Below are 4648 nucleotides of genomic sequence, written 5' to 3'. Positions count from 1 at the left end.
GCGTCCCTCAGCCCCGAAAGCATTGAATGCTTTCGGGGCTGAGGGACAATTCAAGGATTTCAGCCTACTCGTTTTAAGATAGCGATCGCAACTTCACAATCCTATACTCTAGGCTAGGAGGGAGATACGCTTTACAAACCATACATTTTTGGAAGTGCGATTGCAAAGTTACTCAGTTTTGAATAGAGAAAGCTTGATATTGCTATAAAGCAATATTTTCAAGTGTTGTCAGGAGCATTGGCATAATTTTTGATGGCTTGATCCAATCCTCAAACTTCAGAGATTGTAAATAAAGCAGATCCAGAGATCTCAAGATCTCAAATAGCTTTTGATATATTGTCGAGTGACTACAGAGAGATGAGCAAACTCGAATTATCAGGTAACTCAGAAAGCACTAGATGGCATAATTGCCAAATGTGGATAAGCCATTAAAGGTAGTGTTGTCTTTAGGTCAAGGGAGCAAAGCTTTTGATACCTAGGAGACAGGCAATATTAATTGAAACAGGTTGTCAATTTAATTTTCTAGTATCTACCAAGTGATCACAAGCTTCGGAGTTGAGTGTACATAGATTTAAGATGTCCCTCAGCCCCAAAACTTCTGCTTTGTGAGATTGCCTACTATCTTTGTAGATGAGGATCACGACAAAAAATTCTTAGACATTGTTCTGGCACGTTTACAGGTTGCTTCTCGCTGACGTGATTCTTGAAGTTCCCGTGCTTCAGCTATAAGCATTTTCTCAAATTCTGGATTAGCTTCGCAGTACAAAATAACCGAATCTAAGAAACAAGTAGCAGGTAAGCTATATAAAACCTTCAATTTGTTTAAATGATGGGCAGATCTATTGGAAAGACTAAATTTACGTTGATTGGTGTCACCCTCTGATATTTCTAAGGTTAAAAGAACAGAATTTATATGATTACCACTCTTTTTTTCTGTGGAATTACCGACTGATATTTCTGGATATTCAGACATATAAAAAATTAATGATATAATAAAAAATATTTTTTAGTTTGCTAATTAAATATCTTGAGTATTTGATTGCAATTTGTCAAGATGTCTATGAAAGAATTGTTACCAAGAAAACGATATGATACCAACATGACAATGTATTATTTTCTTTTAATTAACATTAATTGCTGTGTATTTTGGATTGGCTATTTGTATTTAAGTCATTCAAAATTACAATAAAACTGATATGAAATCAATATGTTTATTGGTTGAAAAAATATTTGATTATGGAAAATTAAGGATATCTAGATCTGAATAAATGAGTTTCTTGTGATTTCAGTAACAGATAAAAAAAGATGGATTACTTGATCCCTATCTTTAGTGAAACTATTAGTTATTCAGGTCGTGCATTGCCATAGGTAGTTGTTCAAATTCCTACTTGAAGGATAGACGTATAGTCGCCAATCTAAAGGTTGATTGATTTTGTCGATGTAGATGTATTGTCATACTCGTTTCTGTTCCTAAGCTTCCACTAATTCTTTCTCAGACGATGGCTCGTTAGGATTAAGAGAACCTCTAAGCTATTTTCTTGATTTTGATAATTTAATCCTAATATCTTGATCTTCCATCTCAAAACCTAGAATAATCCTTTGTTCTAAGCCGATTTCACCTTTAATTTGCTCAAAAATGCAAATCGGTGCATATTCTAAACTAGATTTTTTGGATCTTAGATAGAGCTACACCGTTGACTAAGAACCCTAAAAGCCATGTTTCTTCTTCCAACCACTTCCGACCATTACTCAGTAATGGTCGGAAGTGGTTGGAAGTGGTTGGAAATTTGAATTAAAGAAAATATTCTCTCTCTGACATATCTATATCAACTAGGTAGGCACATGCGATCGCCATAATTGCCATATCTAGCCTAATCGCGCTATACAATGCAGAATAGTTAAAATGCGCTAAAACTGTCTATGGAAGAGGAAGGCAAGATCGTAAAAATTAACCGTATTCCTCAAGGAAACGCCGAACGAAAACGACAAAAAAATAAATAAATGACCCTCAGCCCCGAAAGCTCTAGTCGGCAAACACCCGAAGTTTTATACGATGGACTTCGTTTTAAGATAGCGATCTCAACTTCGCATTCTTAGAGCTTTCACTAGGACGGAGATGCACTTTACAATCCACACATTTCTGGAAGTGCGATCGCGATGTCTCTCAGTCCTGAATAGAGAAAGCTTGATATTGCCATCAGTCAATATTTTCGGGTGGTGTCAGGAGCATTGGCATAATTTTTGATAGCTCGATCCGATCTATCTAGCGATCCACAAACTTCAGTGATTGTAAATAAAGCAGATCCTGCGATCGCAAATAGCTTTTGATATAGTCGGGTGACTTCGGGGTTGAGGGGACATCAAAAAAGCCAGTGCTTATCCTGTACTGACTTTTTAGGTCGTGTTATTATTGCTGACAATTTAGAGAAAAAAGTGAAGGCTATGACTGATCCTTTAACTGCTGGGGCATTGGTGGGTTTGGCTGTTCAAAAGTTTGTTGAGTCGAGTGCGGGTGAGCTGGCTAAGAAATTTACGACTGATGCGATCGCTAAAATTCCTGAGCTATGGCAGAAAATTAAGAACAAGTTGTCAGGGAAACATCCAACGGTTGATGATGCTTTGGTAAAGGTAGAGTCGGGCGATCGCGCTGCTATTGAAACTGTTAGTACGGTGCTTGGTACAGAGTTGATTACAGATCCAGAATTTGCCAATGAACTCAAACTTTTGGCGCAAACGATTCAAGCTGGCAAGATTCAAGACAACAGTACGATGACTCAGAACAATTCTGATAATGCGAGAGGTTGGCAGACTAAGGTTGAGGGTGGTACGGCTTATATTGGTGAGATTCATATTCAGCAGGGTCAAACTCCAAATTCTTAGTTAAAAAGTTCGGTTTAAACGCTTAGTTAAGGGCGATCGCTCATGTCAGATTTAATTACGGAACTATGTCAGCTAACGGCGGAAATCCTGCAAGAGCATCCTCATGCAGATGCCGCTCGGTTGGTGGGACTGGTGAAACAGGGTATTGTTGCTAATTCTCAGTTAGGTCAGGCAATTCAAGGCGATCGCCAATTAATTCAAATCAATGAAGGCAATGCTAAAGGTTTTCAAACTTTGGTTACGGGTGGTATTGCCAATATTGGTATTCACCTAAATGATGTGAATCGGGAAACGTTACAGGATGTTTTGCAGGAGGCATTAGGAGACTTACTGAAGTCGTTGCAAAAGCAGATTCCTAGCAATGTGCGGCAGGGTTCCAAAAACTTTGTGGGGCGAGAGGAAGAACTTGCGGATATTCATGCAAAGTTGCAAGAGGGGCAGGGTGTCATTGTCTGCGCGGTGGAGGGCATGGGCGGTGTTGGTAAGACTGAACTTGCCCTGCAATATGCGACTCGCTATCAACAGGAATATGTGGCGCGGTATTGGTTGTCCTTGCGGGAGATGGGATTAGCTCAGGCAGTAGTGACGATCGCTAGTCCTTATCTGGACTTACCCGAAGCGATGCAGTCGGCTAGTCTAGATGAACAAGCGGCGTGGTATTGGCAAAACTGGTTGCCTGAGACTGGTAAGTTATTGGTGATTCTCGATGATGTGCCGAATGCGGAGAGCATTCCTGATCTGGCAATGCCGATCGCTCCGAGGGTAAAGGTGTTGGTAACGACGCGGGAAAGAGCGCTGAGGTCTGATTTTAAGCAATTGTTATTGAAGGTGCTAACCCAAGGCAAAGCGATAACTTTGTTGATCAAGTTTGTGGGTCTTGCTAAGGTTAAAAAGGAAAATCGTGTAGTTGCGGAACTATGTAAAAAGTTGGGTTATTTGCCTTTAGCGATCGAGTTGATGGGCGAATATCTAGTTAAAAATCGCCATTTGACCTTTGCGAAGTTAACCGAAAGGTTAAATCTAGCGGATACATCGCTTGCAAAAGATCGCAGCGCTTATAAATCCTATGGATATCGTGGGGTGGAGGCAGCAATCCAACTGAGTTGGGATGATATCAGTACTGGATCTCAGAGAGTGGCGATGCTGTTGGGACTATTTGCCCCTGTGGAAATTGTTTGGGTGTTGGTAGAATGGATTGGCGCAAGTGCTGAAATTACGGACGATGAACTCGATGAGGCTAGAGGGCAGCTAGACAGTTTGCATTTGATTCAACCAGTTGATGAAGAATGCAACTTTTATAAGATTCATCCGCTAGTCCGCGAGTTCTTTCGGGCAAAGCTTTTAAAGGCTGAAGAAAATCATCAGTTTCGGCAAGCATTTGTAACCAGTTTGATTGGTATAGCTAAACAAATACCTCAATCACCAACACAAGATTTGATTGCAGGAGTATCTCTGGCGATTCCGCATTTAGATATGCTGAGTCGAGAAATGCTCAGTGATATTACTAATCCTGAAGAAGATTTAGGTTGGGCTTTTGAAGGGATTGCGAGATTTTATTACGGACAAGGACTTTTTGCTTTGGCAGAACCTATATGGAAAGATTCTATAGATGTTAAAAAAAGAATCTTAGGAGAGTGTCATCCCACTGTCGCCAACAGTCTCAACAACCTCGCAGCGCTGTACTATTCGCAAGGGAGATATGAAGAAGCGGAACCGCTGTATCAAGAAGCGATGCAGTTGATTCGAGAATTGTTAGGCGATCGCCATC

At 40.3% G+C, this 4648-nt stretch carries 3 protein-coding genes; 2 read left to right on the top strand and 1 reads right to left on the bottom strand.

Annotated elements, in window-relative coordinates; translation table 11 throughout:
• Nucleotides 1-637: 637 nt before the first annotated feature.
• Complete coding sequence (locus tag B9G53_RS26495; protein ID WP_094536409.1) at nucleotides 638-973, bottom strand: hypothetical protein; 336 nt, start codon at nucleotides 971-973, stop codon at nucleotides 638-640.
• A gap of 1469 nt (nucleotides 974-2442) precedes the next feature.
• Between B9G53_RS26495 and B9G53_RS26490 the strand changes: the two genes are divergently transcribed.
• Nucleotides 2443-2880, top strand: a complete 438-nt coding sequence (locus B9G53_RS26490) for a hypothetical protein (protein ID WP_094536408.1) — start codon at nucleotides 2443-2445, stop codon at nucleotides 2878-2880.
• A gap of 42 nt (nucleotides 2881-2922) precedes the next feature.
• Nucleotides 2923-4648 (top strand): tetratricopeptide repeat protein (locus B9G53_RS26485; protein WP_141211916.1); only part of this gene is annotated, 1726 nt, incomplete at its 3' end.

Origin of the sequence: Pseudanabaena sp. SR411, assembly GCF_002251945.1 — a bacterium.
In the GTDB taxonomy this organism is placed as follows: domain Bacteria; phylum Cyanobacteriota; class Cyanobacteriia; order Pseudanabaenales; family Pseudanabaenaceae; genus Pseudanabaena.
This window is presented reverse-complemented; position numbering and strand designations above follow the sequence as displayed.